11 protein-coding genes are annotated in these 12,112 nt (G+C 61.7%); 9 read left to right on the top strand and 2 right to left on the bottom strand.

Annotated elements, in window-relative coordinates; genetic code table 11:
- Positions 1-28 precede the first annotated feature (28 nt).
- Positions 29-937 (bottom strand): DUF808 domain-containing protein, encoded by a 909-nt coding sequence (locus tag CS390_RS07765; protein ID WP_099773955.1) that lies wholly within the window; start codon positions 935-937, stop codon positions 29-31.
- Between the two features lie 154 nt (positions 938-1,091).
- Here CS390_RS07765 and CS390_RS07760 point away from each other — a divergent pair, with 154 nt between their 5' ends.
- Positions 1,092-1,712 carry a TetR/AcrR family transcriptional regulator gene (locus tag CS390_RS07760; RefSeq protein WP_065759816.1) on the top strand — a complete coding sequence of 207 codons (621 nt, stop codon included), beginning with the start codon at positions 1,092-1,094 and terminating at the stop codon, positions 1,710-1,712.
- A gap of 57 nt (positions 1,713-1,769) precedes the next feature.
- On the opposite strand, the gene CS390_RS07755 is transcribed toward CS390_RS07760, so the two are convergent.
- Complete coding sequence (locus CS390_RS07755) at positions 1,770-2,210, bottom strand: heme-binding protein (RefSeq protein ID WP_065759817.1); 441 nt, start codon at positions 2,208-2,210, stop codon at positions 1,770-1,772.
- 257 nt (positions 2,211-2,467) lie between these two features.
- Between CS390_RS07755 and gcl the strand changes: the two genes are divergently transcribed.
- The 8 genes from gcl to CS390_RS07715 all read left to right on the top strand — a co-directional run bounded on the left by gcl (position 2,468) and on the right by CS390_RS07715 (position 11,833).
- Entirely contained in the window at positions 2,468-4,243 is a 1,776-nt protein-coding gene (gene gcl / locus CS390_RS07750) for a glyoxylate carboligase (protein ID WP_065759818.1), read from the top strand.
- Positions 4,244-4,301: 58 nt separating this feature from the next.
- Positions 4,302-5,084 (top strand): hydroxypyruvate isomerase, encoded by a 783-nt coding sequence (hyi, locus tag CS390_RS07745; protein WP_099773954.1) that lies wholly within the window; start codon positions 4,302-4,304, stop codon positions 5,082-5,084.
- A 66-nt stretch (positions 5,085-5,150) separates the two neighbouring features.
- Positions 5,151-6,044 (top strand): 2-hydroxy-3-oxopropionate reductase, encoded by an 894-nt coding sequence (locus CS390_RS07740; RefSeq protein WP_099773953.1) that lies wholly within the window; start codon positions 5,151-5,153, stop codon positions 6,042-6,044.
- Between the two features lie 143 nt (positions 6,045-6,187).
- Entirely contained in the window at positions 6,188-7,468 is a 1,281-nt protein-coding gene (locus tag CS390_RS07735; protein ID WP_099773952.1) for a glycerate kinase, read from the top strand.
- Entirely contained in the window at positions 7,458-8,873 is a 1,416-nt protein-coding gene (gene pyk, locus CS390_RS07730) for a pyruvate kinase (RefSeq protein ID WP_065759822.1), read from the top strand. Before CS390_RS07735 ends, pyk begins: the two co-directional genes overlap by 11 nt.
- Positions 8,874-8,984: 111 nt before the next feature.
- Positions 8,985-9,872 carry an urea transporter gene (locus tag CS390_RS07725; protein ID WP_099773951.1) on the top strand — a complete coding sequence of 296 codons (888 nt, stop codon included), beginning with the start codon at positions 8,985-8,987 and terminating at the stop codon, positions 9,870-9,872.
- A 45-nt stretch (positions 9,873-9,917) separates the two neighbouring features.
- Entirely contained in the window at positions 9,918-10,742 is an 825-nt protein-coding gene (locus tag CS390_RS07720) for an ion transporter (RefSeq protein ID WP_099773950.1), read from the top strand.
- A gap of 92 nt (positions 10,743-10,834) precedes the next feature.
- A complete protein-coding gene (locus CS390_RS07715; RefSeq protein WP_065759825.1) occupies positions 10,835-11,833 on the top strand; it encodes a sulfate ABC transporter substrate-binding protein in 999 nt (332 codons plus the stop codon).
- Positions 11,834-12,112: the final 279 nt, after the last annotated feature.

The raw sequence follows: 12,112 nt of genomic DNA, 5'->3' as shown, positions 1-12,112 counted from the left end.
CGCGGCGCCCATGAACAGGGCGCCGCCCTTAGCCTCTTGCAGCCCGCCAGAGCTTGCTGGCCAGCGATACCACGGCCAGTACGGCGGCACCAGCAAGAATACCGATGCCCGCATTGAGCAGGCTTGAGGTCAGTACCCCGCCCCGCCCGTCACTGAAGGCTTCGACGGCATGATGCAGCGGCGCAACGCCATGCACCAGAATCCCGCCCCCGACCAGAAACATCGCCGCCGTGCCAACGACCGACAGCCCCTTCATCAAGTACGGTGCGGCCTGCAGAATGCCCTTGCCGATCGTCTGGGCGGCCCGCCCGGTTTTGTGCGTGAGCCATAGGCCAAAGTCATCCAGCTTGACGATACCGCCAACCAGGCCGTACACCCCTACGGTCATGACAAAGGCAATACCCGACAACACGACGATTTGCTGTGTCAACGGCGCGCCAGCGACCGCACCCAGGGTGATGGCGATGATTTCCGCCGACAGGATGAAGTCGGTACGCACGGCACCTTTGATCTTGTCCTTCTCATAGGCCACCAGGTCGACTGACGGGTCGGCCACCGCTTCACTCAGGGCGGCATGGCCGGCATCGTCCTCGGCTGCACTGTGAAGAAATTTATGCGCCAGCTTCTCGAACCCCTCAAAACACAAGTAGGCGCCACCGACCATCAACAATGGGGTCACCGCCCACGGGATGAAGGCGCTGATTGCCAACGCCGCAGGCACCAGAATCACCTTGTTCAGTAGCGAGCCCTTGGCCACGGCCCATACCACGGGCAACTCCCGGTCGGCGCGTACGCCACTGACCTGCTGAGCATTGAGCGCCAGATCGTCACCCAAAACCCCGGCGGTCTTTTTCGCCGCTACCTTGGTCATCACTGAGACATCGTCCAATACGGTGGCGATATCGTCGATCAGCACCAGTAGACTGCTTCCTGCCATGCTTGCGTATCCAGAGAGTTGAAAGGCCCAAAGCATAGCGTGACTGTGCGTGAAAGTGGCAGCCTTGAGCCTCGCGCAAACCCGGTGCTACCATGCGCCACCGCCTGCCCAGGCCTGGGCCGCCTGCGGCCCGACACAAGGAACAGCGCCAATCATGAGCAGCATTCGCGAGCGCAACAAAGAGCTGATCCTGCGCGCAGCCAGCGAAGAATTCGCCGAAAAGGGCTTCGCCGCCACCAAGACCAGCGACATCGCGGCCAAGGCCGGGCTACCCAAGCCCAACGTCTACTACTACTTCAAGTCCAAGGAAAACCTCTACCGCGAGGTGCTGGAAAGCATCATCGAGCCGATCATGCAGGCCTCCACCCCGTTCAATGCCGAGGGTGAGCCTGAGGAGGTGCTGAGCGCCTACATTCGCTCAAAAATCCGCATATCACGCGACCTGCCCTTTGCCTCCAAGGTCTTCGCCAGTGAAATCATGCACGGTGCGCCGCACCTGAGCCCGACACAGGTTGAACAACTCAACCTGCAGGCCCGGCACAACATCGCGTGCATTCAGCGCTGGATCGACCGCGGCCAGATCGCCCCGCTCGACCCACACCACCTGATGTTCAGCATCTGGGCCGCAACCCAGACCTACGCCGATTTCGACTGGCAGATCTCCGTCGTCACCGGCAAAGCCAAGCTGGACGATGCCGACTATGAGGCCGCGGCACAGACCATCATTCGCCTGGTACTCAAGGGCTGCGCCCCCGACGCCCATACCACCGGTTGATCTGGGAGCAGTTCACCAGACGAGCGCCGCGCACGCGCTGACAACCCGCCGCTACCCTCAGGCTGCCACGCCCGCATCCGCGGTCAGCCCTACCTCCTCGATCGCACTGATCGCGCACTGTTCGTCGATGTCCGAGGTATCACCACTGATACCGATCGCTCCCAGCACCACACCCCTCTGATCACGGATCAGCACCCCACCCGGCGCCGGAACCACGGCGCCCTGGCCCAGGCCATTGAGCGCCGCGAAAAACGCCGGGCGCTGCTGCGCGTCCAGCGCCAGCAAGCGCGAGCCCTTGCCCAGGGCAATGGCGCCCCAGGCTTTACCCATTGCCACCTGCGGACGCAGCAGGCTGGCACCGTCTTCACGTTGCAGGGCCAGCAGATGACCACCGCTGTCGAGCACCGCAATGGTCAAAGGTGCAGCCGAGATCTTGCGCCCGGCGGCAATGGCGCCGTTTACCAGGCTGACAGCGACTTTCAAGGTCAGAGCGTTCATGGACAGGTCCTCTTGTTGTTAGAAGCCCAGAGGGGCAAGTGAAAATCCAATACGACAAATAGAACACAATGGAGAATATTTTTGTATACAATAATTTTCGCCAGATGATCACAATCGGACAAAATGCCTTTTCTATCGGCACGACGAGCAAAGCACTGGCAGCCGATGAAAATGGATTGACCAGAGCCACATACCGTGAATACACTCTGACGCAAAGCCATTTGTATACAATTACAAAACCAATGAGTCACAAAACCATGAGCAAAATGAGAGCAATTGATGCAGCCGTTCTGGTGATGCGCCGCGAAGGTGTTGAAACCGCTTTTGGCATCCCGGGCGCAGCGATCAACCCGCTGTACTCGGCGTTGAAAAAAGTCGGCGGTATCGATCACGTCCTCGCTCGCCACGTTGAAGGCGCCTCGCACATGGCCGAGGGCTACACCCGTACCAAGGCCGGCAACATCGGCGTGTGCATCGGCACCTCCGGCCCAGCCGGTACCGACATGGTCACCGGCCTGTACAGCGCCTCGGCAGACTCGATCCCGATCCTCTGCATCACCGGCCAGGCACCTCGCGCTCGTCTGCACAAGGAAGACTTCCAGGCCGTCGACATCACCAACATCGTCAAGCCGGTAACCAAGTGGGCGACCACCGTTCTGGAACCCGGCCAAGTGCCTTACGCCTTCCAGAAAGCCTTCTATGAAATGCGTTCCGGTCGCCCAGGCCCGGTACTGATCGACTTGCCGTTCGACGTGCAGATGGCCGAAATCGAATTCGACATCGAGGCCTACCAGCCACTGCCCGTGCACAAGCCTGCGGCCAACCGCGTGCAGATCGAGAAGGCCCTGGCCATGCTCGACAGCGCAGAGCGCCCACTGCTGGTCGCCGGTGGCGGCATCATCAACGCCGACGCCAGCGAGAAACTGGTCGAGTTCGCTGAACTGACCGGCATTCCCGTGATTCCAACCCTGATGGGCTGGGGCATCATCCCTGACGATCACCCACAGATGGTCGGCATGGTCGGCTTGCAGACCTCGCACCGCTACGGCAACGCCACCCTGCTGAAATCCGACATGGTGCTGGGTATCGGTAACCGCTGGGCCAACCGCCACACCGGTTCCGTGGACGTCTACACCGAAGGTCGTCGCTTCATCCACGTCGACATCGAACCCACCCAGATCGGCCGCGTGTTCAACCCGGACCTGGGTATCGTCTCGGACGCGGGCGCCGCGCTGGACATGTTCCTGGAAGTGGCCCGCGAGTGGAAAGCCGCCGGCAAGCTCAAGTGCCGTGGCGAGTGGTTGAAAGACTGCCAACAGCGCAAAGCCAGCCTGCACCGCAAGACCCACTTCGACAACGTGCCGGTCAAGCCACAGCGCGTATACGAGGAAATGAACCAGGTGTTCGGCAAAGACACCTGCTACGTCAGCACCATCGGTCTGTCGCAGATCGCCGGCGCCCAGTTCCTTCACGTCTACAAGCCACGTCACTGGATCAACTGTGGCCAGGCCGGCCCACTGGGCTGGACCATTCCGGCCGCGCTGGGTGTGGTCAAGGCTGATCCGACCCGCAAGGTGGTCGCACTGTCCGGCGACTATGACTTCCAGTTCATGATCGAAGAACTGGCCGTCGGCGCGCAGTTCAATCTGCCTTACGTCCACGTACTGGTGAACAACTCCTACCTGGGACTGATCCGTCAGGCCCAACGTGGCTTCGAGATGGATTACTGTGTACAGCTGGCGTTCGAGAACCTCAACGCGCCGGAGCTCAACGGCTACGGTGTTGACCACGTTGCCGTGGTTCAAGGCCTGGGTTGCAAGGCGATCCGCGTCTTTGAGCCGGGCGAGATCGCGCCGGCCCTGCTCAAGGCCCAGAAGATGGCCGAAGAGTTCCGGGTACCGGTTGTGGTCGAGGTGATTCTCGAGCGTGTGACCAATATTTCCATGGGTACCGAAATCAACGCCGTCAACGAATTCGAAGACCTGGCGCTGGTCGGCAACGATGCACCGACTGCGATTTCGCTGCTCGACTGATCGCACAAGCGGCCCCTGCCCTCGCGGCAGCGGGCCCTTACTTTGCAAGGAGACAACCATGCCACGTTTCGCCGCCAACCTGTCCATGCTGTTCACCGAACAGGACTTCCTCGACCGCTTCAAAGCGGCCGCCGATGCCGGGTTCACCGGGGTCGAATACCTGTTCCCGTACGATTACAGCTCGGCTGAAATCAAGCAGCAACTGGACGCCAACGGCCTGACCCAAGTGCTGTTCAACCTGCCGGCCGGCGACTGGGCCAAGGGTGACCGCGGAATCGCCTGCGACCCGGCCCGTGTTGAAGAATTCCGTGCCGGTGTCGACCTGGCCATCGCTTACGCCAAGGTACTGGGCAACACCCAGGTCAACTGCCTGGCCGGCATTCGCCCACAAGGCCCGGATTGCGCCACGGTGAAGAAAACCTTCATCGACAACCTGAAGTACGCGGCCGACAAGCTCCAGGCCGAGGGCATCAAGCTGGTGATGGAGATGATCAATACCCGCGACATCCCCGGCTTCTACCTGAACACCACCCAACAGGCGCTGGAAATCCAGGACGCCGTGGGCAGCAGCAACCTGTTCCTGCAGTACGACATCTACCACATGCAGATCATGGAAGGTGACCTGGCGCGCACGATGGAAACCCACCTGTCGCGCATCAACCACATCCAGTTGGCCGATAACCCGGGCCGTCACGAACCGGGTACCGGTGAAATCAACTACCGCTTCCTGTTCGAGCACCTGGACCGTATTGGCTACCAGGGCTGGGTCGGCGCTGAGTACAAGCCACTGACCACCACTGAAGCAGGCCTGGTCTGGCTGAAGACCCACAACGCACTCTAACGCGCACTCACGCCCCAGAGGCGTTGCGCGCCGGCCGTATGCATACAACTACAAGAGGCATTTTTCATGGCTAAAATCGGATTTATCGGCACAGGTATCATGGGCCTGCCAATGGCTCAGAACCTTCAGAAAGCGGGCCACAGCCTGTTCGTCTCCACCCACCACGACGTAGCCCCGGCTGAACTGCTCGCCGCTGGCGCCGTCGCCCTGGCCAACCCGAAAGAAGTGGCTCAGGAAGCTGAATTCATCATCGTCATGGTGCCGGACACCCCGCAGGTCGAAGCCGTCCTGTTCGGTGAAAACGGCGTGGCTCAGGGTGTTGGCCCGAACAAAGTCGTCATCGACATGAGCTCGATCTCGCCGACTGCAACCAAAGTCTTCGCAGAAAAAATCAAGGCCACCGGCGCCACCTACCTCGACGCACCGGTCTCCGGCGGCGAAGTCGGTGCCAAAGCCGCGACCCTGAGCATCATGGTCGGCGGTTGCCCGAATGCCTTCGAGCGCGCACTGCCACTGTTCCAGGCCATGGGCAAGAACATCACCCGCGTCGGCGGCAATGGTGACGGCCAGACCGCCAAGGTTGCCAACCAGATCATCGTCGCCCTGAACATCCAGGCCGTTGCCGAAGCGCTGCTGTTCGCCGCCAAGAACGGCGCAGACCCTGCCAAGGTGCGTGAAGCCCTGATGGGCGGTTTTGCTTCCTCGAAGATCCTCGAAGTGCATGGCGAGCGCATGATCAAGGGCACCTTCGATCCAGGCTTCCGCATCAGCCTGCACCAGAAAGACCTGAACCTGGCCCTGCAAGGCGCCAAAGAGCTGTCGATCAACCTGCCCAACACTGCCAACGCCCAACAGGTGTTCAGCACCTGTGCCGCCATCGGTGGTGCAAACTGGGACCATTCGGCACTGATCAAAGGCCTGGAGCACATGGCCAACTTCTCGATCCGTGGCGACAAGTAAGACCTGCTCTACCGTGAGATGAGGTGTCGTCACTACGGCCCTCACCGCCGCCAAGGCCGCCCTACCTGCGCCAGCCCTGGCGGCGATTGCAGACGACACCGCCCTCTCAGACAGACACAGAACAACACGATTGGGAGCCTGCCATGTCGGTCGATCCGCAACACTTTCTGCGCGAACTGTTCGCCACGGCCATCGAAGCCGCCCACCCGCGCCATGTCCTTGAGCCCCACCTGCCCAGCGATCGCAGCGGTCGCGTCATCGTCATCGGCGCTGGCAAAGCCGCCGCCGCCATGGCCGAAGTGGTCGAAAAAAACTGGCAAGGCGACGTCTCAGGCCTGGTCGTCACCCGTTACGGCCACGGCGCCAACTGCTCGAAAATCGAAGTAGTCGAAGCCGCCCACCCGGTACCTGATGCAGCCGGCCTGGCAGTGGCCAAGCGTGTGCTGGCGATGGTCAGTGACCTGAGTGCCGACGACCGGGTGATATTCCTCCTGTCTGGCGGTGGTTCGGCCCTGCTCGCACTGCCAGCAGACGGCCTGACCCTGGCCGACAAGCAACAGATCAACAAGGCCCTGCTCAAATCCGGCGCCACCATTGGCGAGATGAACTGCGTGCGCAAGCACCTCTCGGCGATCAAGGGTGGCCGCCTGGCCAAGGCCTGCTGGCCGGCCACGGTGTACACCTATGCGATTTCCGATGTACCGGGCGATCTGGCCACGGTCATCGCCTCCGGCCCCACCGTGGCCGACCCCAGCACCTCGGCAGAAGCGCTGGCGATTCTCAAGCGCTACAACATCCAGGCACCGGCCGCGGTCATCGACTGGCTGAACAACCCCGCCTCGGAAACCGTCAAAGCCGGTGACCCCGCCCTGGCCCGCAGCCACTTCCAGTTGATCGCGCGCCCCCAGCAGTCGCTGGAAGCGGCCGCGGTCAAAGCCCGCCAGGCCGGTTTCAACCCACTGATCCTAGGCGACCTTGAAGGCGAGTCGCGGGAAGTGGCCAAGGTTCACGCCGGTATCGCCCGGCAGATCGTCCAGCATGGTCAGCCATTGCCGGCACCGTGCGTGATCCTCTCTGGCGGTGAAACCACCGTGACCGTGCGCGGCAATGGCCGTGGCGGGCGCAATGCCGAATTCCTCCTGAGCCTGACCGAAAGCCTGAAGGGCTTGCCTGGCGTCTACGCCTTGGCGGGCGACACCGACGGCATCGACGGCTCGGAAGACAACGCCGGGGCCTTTATGACCCCCGACAGCTATGCCCGCGCCGAAGCCCTGGGCCTGTCGGCTGCCGACGAGCTGGACAACAACAACGGCTACGGCTACTTCGCAGCGCTCGATGCCTTGATCGTTACCGAACCGACCCGGACCAACGTCAACGACTTCCGCGCCATCCTGATTCTTGAGACTGCCCAACATGACGCCTGACAAAAAAGTCAAAATCCTCGCCACCCTCGGCCCTGCGACCAATGGCATCGACGACATTCGTCAACTGGTCGAGGCCGGGGTGAATATCTTCCGTCTCAACTTCAGCCACGGTGAACATGCCGACCACGCCCAACGCTACCAGTGGATCCGCGAAGTCGAGCAACAACTGAACTACCCGCTGGGCATCCTCATGGACCTGCAGGGCCCCAAGCTGCGTGTTGGCCGCTTTGCCGAAGGCAAGGTCCAGCTGCAACGCGGCCAGGCCCTGCGCCTGGATCTGGACCCAACCCCGGGCGATCAACGCCGGGTCAACCTTCCACACCCGGAAATCATCGCCGCGCTGGAACCGGGCATGGACCTGCTGGTCGACGACGGCAGATTGCGTCTGCAAGTAACCGCCAAGCACGCCGACGCCATCGAAACCCAAGTGCTCAACGGTGGCGAGTTGTCCGACCGTAAAGGCGTCAACGTGCCACAGGCCGTGCTGGACCTGAGCCCGCTGACCGCCAAAGACCGTCGCGACTTGGCCTTCGGCCTCGACCTGGGTGTGGACTGGGTGGCCCTGTCGTTCGTACAGCGTCCCGAGGACATCCGCGAAGCCCGCGAACTGATCGGCGACCGCGCCTACCTGATGGCCAAGATCGAAAAGCCCTCGGCAGTCACCCAACTGCAGGCCATCGCCGAACTGAGTGACGCGATCATGGTTGCCCGGGGAGACCTGGGTGTAGAAGTGCCCGCCGAAAGCGTGCCGCACATCCAGAAACGCATCATCGGCACCTGCCGACAACTGGGCAAACCCGTGGTTGTGGCCACGCAGATGCTCGAGTCGATGCGCTTCTCTCCGGCACCGACCCGTGCAGAAGTCACCGACGTTGCCAATGCGGTAGCCGAAGGCGCCGATGCGGTGATGCTCTCCGCCGAGACCGCATCGGGCGACTACCCACTCGAAGCCGTGCAGATGATGAGCAAGATCATCCGCCAGGTGGAAAGCGGCCCGGACTACCAGGCCCAGCTTGATGTTGGCCGGCCCCAGGCCGAGGCGACCGTGTCCGACGCCATCAGCTGCGCAATCCGGCGCATCAGCAGCATCCTGCCGATTGCCGTCCTGGTGAACTACAGCGAGTCGGGCAACTCGACCCTGCGCACGGCCCGCGAGCGGCCACGCTCACCGATCCTCAACCTGACCCCGAACCTGAACACCGCACGCCGCCTGACCGTTGCCTGGGGCGTGCATTCGGTGGTCAACGACCGCTTGCGTCAGGTTGACGAAGTCTGCTCCACCGCATTGGAAATTGCCCAGGCGCAGGGCATGGCCGAGCGTGGCGACACCCTGTTGATTACCGCCGGTGTGCCTTTCGGCAAGCCAGGATCAACTAACTCACTGCGGATCGAAACACTGATCTGACAACAAATCGCAGGCAAGCCAGCGCCTACCTGTGTGTTGGCGCTGGCTTGCCTGCGAGGCTTGTCTGCGATAGAGCAACCCCAAAATACGTTTCACCCCAGACCGACTGCCATGTACACCAAGAATTTCGTGAACCCGTGCCCCGACTGGGCCACGGCCTTGCTCAACGGCTTCAGCCAGGTACTGCTGCAGCGCAACCCGCTGTGCGGCCTGTTCTGCCTGCTGGCCATCCTGCTGACGGCCCCCGACCTGATCGGCGGCGCCCTGCTGGGAGCGCTGGCCGGGCTGCTCACTGCCCAGCGCCGTGGCTACACCCGCAGCGACCGCCAAGCGGGCCTGTACAGCTACAACGGCGTCCTGATTGGCCTGCTGCTCAGCCACGCGTTGCCCTGGACGGCAATCCTGCCGCCCCTGATCATTGCCGCAAGCGGCATGAGCAGCATACTCGTCCACCAGTGGCTCAAGCGCGCGGGCCCCAACAGCTGGCTGCCGGCCTATACCGCACCGTTCGTACTGCTCGGCTGGGCCACACTGGCGCTTAGCGAGCCGGCCGTGAACAACACAGCCGTCGATAGCAACCCGTTGTTCGCCCTCGCCCGTGGCATGGGCCAGATCTTCCTGCTCGACCAGCCTCTGGCCGGCCTGCTGATTGCCCTCGGCCTGCTGATCGCCAACCGTTACGCCGCAGCCTGGGCCCTGCTCGGCTCAGCCCTCGGCGGCAGCGTGGCACTGCTTGCTGGCGGTGAACCCCATGCGGCCTTCAATGGCCTCTATGGCTTCAACGCCGCACTCGCCGCGCTCGCCTTCAGCCAGACCCGAAGCCAGCCCTGGCGCCCACTGCTGGCCATCGCCCTGGCGATTCTGCTGCAACCGGGCTTCACCCACCTCGCTGTACCGGGCCTGACTGCACCGTTCGTGCTGGCGTGCTGGCTGCTGCATATCGGTATTCGTGCAGTGCGCCAACCGCTTGCCCACGGCTCACGTCGCTTGCACAGCTAAGTACCAGCTCCTAGGCTCTGCTCCATACTTCACTGGATAGAGCCTATGGATACCCCTACGCGCTGGCGCGAACAGCTCTTCATCATCGTTTTTAAAACCGATACTGCCGCTGGGCGACGCTTCGACAGCATCCTGCTGCTGGTCATCCTCGCCAGCCTGGTGACGGTTATACTGGACAGCATCGACGCAATCCACCGTGACTACGCGGGGCTACTGGCGGGTATCGAGTGGGGCTTCACGGCCATCTTCCTGATCGAGTACGTGGTGCGCCTTTACTGCTCGCCGAGACCGCTGCGTTATGCAGTCAGCTTCTATGGCCTGGTCGACCTGTTGGCGATACTGCCGGGGATCATGGCCCTGTACTACAGCGATGCGCAGTACCTGCTGATCATCCGTATCATTCGCATGCTGCGCATCTTTCGTGTACTCAAGCTGAGCCCGTACCTGAAGCAAGCCAACTACCTGCTCGCGGCATTGGAAGGCAGCCGGCAGAAGATCATTGTATTTCTGCTCAGCGTTTCAACCCTGGTGACCGTCTTCGGCACATTGATGTATGTGGTCGAAGGCCCGGCACATGGTTTTACCAGCATTCCCACCAGCATCTACTGGGCCGTCGTCACCCTGACCACGGTAGGTTTCGGCGACATTGTGCCCAGGACGCCATTGGGCCAGGTACTTTCAACGTTGGTGATGATCACCGGCTACTCGATCATTGCCGTCCCCACCGGCATCTTCACCGCCGAACTGGCCAACGCCATGCGCGGTGAAAAGCTGCAACACCGCTGCCCGGTCTGCCAAAAAGACAACCACGAACAAGACGCCGCATTCTGCTCACGCTGCGGCAACGCACTGTTCAAGAAAAACGAATAAACAGATCACTTTTTAATCTTTTATCGACTAAGGCCGAACCGCTATAGTCGCAGGCATAATGCCGCTAACCCCACTAGAACAAGGAATGCGCAGTGAAAAAACTCTTCAGTGCCTCGCTTCTCGCCGCAGGCCTGGCCTTGGGCAACCTGGCCCAGGCCGCGCCACCCCTGCTCAACGTCTCCTATGACGTGATGCGCGACTTCTACAAGGACTACAACAGCGCCTTCCAGAAGCACTGGGAAGCCGAGCACAAAGAAAAAATCGCCGTACAGATGTCCTTCGGCGGCTCGAGCAAACAAGCACGCTCGGTGATCGACGGCCTGCCTGCCGATGTCATCACCATGAACATGGCCACCGACATCAACGCCTTGGCCGACAACGGCAAACTGGTCCCGGACAACTGGGTGACCCGCCTGCCGAACAACAGTGCCCCCTTTACCTCGGCCACCGTGTTCATCGTCCGCAAGGGCAACCCGAAAGCCCTGAAAGACTGGCCAGACCTGCTCAAGGATGGCGTACAGGTCATCGTGCCTAACCCGAAAACCTCGGGCAACGGCCGCTACACCTACCTGTCGGCCTGGGGCTATGTGCTGAAGAACGGTGGCGACGAGAACAAGGCCAAGGCCTTTGTCGGCAAACTGTTCAAACAGGCGCCAGTGCTCGACACCGGCGGCCGTGCCGCCACCACCACCTTCATGACCAACCAGATTGGCGACGTGCTGGTGACCTTCGAGAACGAAGCCGAGATGATTGCCCGTGAGTTTGGGCGCGATCAGTTTGAAGTGATCTACCCGAGCGTTTCCGCCGAAGCCGAGCCACCGGTGAGCGTGGTCGACAAAGTGGTCGACAAGAAAGGCAGCCGTGCCGCCGCCGAAGAGTACCTGAAGTACCTGTGGTCGCCCGAGGCCCAGGAAATCGCCGCCAACAACTACCTGCGTCCACGCGACCCTGCCGTACTGGCCAAATACACCGACCGCTTCCCGAAAGTCGACTTCCTCTCGGTAGAGAAGACCTTCGGCGACTGGCGTACCGTACAAAAGACCCACTTCAATGACGGCGGCGTCTTCGACCAGATCTACACCGGGCAGTAAGCTAAGAACACTGCATTCTGTGTGAGCAGGCTTGCCTGCAAGTACGCGGCGCCTGCATCGCGGGCAAGACCCGCTCCTACAATCCCTGTTGGAGCTGGCTTGCCTGCGATGGTTTCGGTGGGGTGCCAACGAGTTCGCGGCGCCTGCATCGCGGGCAAGCCCGGTTCCTACAATCCCTGTTGGAGCTGGCTTGCCTGCGATGGCGTCGGTGGGGTGCCAATGAGTACGCGGCGCCTGCATCGCGGGCAAGCCCGGCTCCTACAATCCCTGTTGGAGCTG

The organism is Pseudomonas sp. HLS-6, assembly GCF_002753995.1.
Taxonomy (GTDB): domain Bacteria; phylum Pseudomonadota; class Gammaproteobacteria; order Pseudomonadales; family Pseudomonadaceae; genus Aquipseudomonas; species Aquipseudomonas defluvii.
The sequence above is the reverse complement of the archived record's forward strand: the minus strand, read 5'-3'. Positions and strand labels throughout refer to the sequence as shown.

What these genes read in the sequence shown, in the direction of transcription:
- pyk (WP_065759822.1), top strand. Translation starts at nt 7,458, where the DNA reads ATGACGCCTGACAAAAAAGTCAAAATCCTCGCCACCCTCGGCCCTGCG.
- CS390_RS07740 (WP_099773953.1), top strand. Translation starts at nt 5,151, where the DNA reads ATGGCTAAAATCGGATTTATCGGCACAGGTATCATGGGCCTGCCAATG.
- CS390_RS07725 (WP_099773951.1), top strand. Translation starts at nt 8,985, where the DNA reads ATGTACACCAAGAATTTCGTGAACCCGTGCCCCGACTGGGCCACGGCC.
- CS390_RS07760 (WP_065759816.1), top strand. Translation starts at nt 1,092, where the DNA reads ATGAGCAGCATTCGCGAGCGCAACAAAGAGCTGATCCTGCGCGCAGCC.
- CS390_RS07735 (WP_099773952.1), top strand. Translation starts at nt 6,188, where the DNA reads ATGTCGGTCGATCCGCAACACTTTCTGCGCGAACTGTTCGCCACGGCC.
- gcl (WP_065759818.1), top strand. Translation starts at nt 2,468, where the DNA reads ATGAGCAAAATGAGAGCAATTGATGCAGCCGTTCTGGTGATGCGCCGC.
- hyi (WP_099773954.1), top strand. Translation starts at nt 4,302, where the DNA reads ATGCCACGTTTCGCCGCCAACCTGTCCATGCTGTTCACCGAACAGGAC.
- CS390_RS07720 (WP_099773950.1), top strand. Translation starts at nt 9,918, where the DNA reads ATGGATACCCCTACGCGCTGGCGCGAACAGCTCTTCATCATCGTTTTT.
- CS390_RS07755 (WP_065759817.1), bottom strand. Translation starts at nt 2,210, where the DNA reads ATGAACGCTCTGACCTTGAAAGTCGCTGTCAGCCTGGTAAACGGCGCC.
- CS390_RS07765 (WP_099773955.1), bottom strand. Translation starts at nt 937, where the DNA reads ATGGCAGGAAGCAGTCTACTGGTGCTGATCGACGATATCGCCACCGTA.